At 31.2% G+C, this 231-nt stretch carries 1 protein-coding gene; it reads left to right on the plus strand.

The window, feature by feature from the left end:
- A partial coding sequence (locus R0J87_RS25285) for a hypothetical protein (RefSeq protein ID WP_498889771.1) occupies positions 1–231 on the plus strand: 231 nt, incomplete at both ends.

Raw genomic sequence — 231 nt, forward strand, 5'->3', positions numbered from 1 at the left:
GGATTTTAAAGAATTGCTTTTGTCTACAGGTCAATTCGAATTTGTAGAAGGTCATCCGAATGCTGCGGGTTTTAAAATCAAAAGAGAAAGACTTACAACAGTTAATGAAACACTGAATGAACGATTAAAGGAAATTGAACACAATGATTGCTTTGAAGTGGATTTTGAGATCCCATCAAGTGAGTTAACCAAAGATTTTATATTTACAATCGATAATCATAAATTTTTATG

Origin of the sequence: Halomonas sp. SIMBA_159, assembly GCF_046536035.1 — a bacterium.
Lineage (GTDB): Bacteria > Pseudomonadota > Gammaproteobacteria > Pseudomonadales > Halomonadaceae > Vreelandella > Vreelandella venusta_A.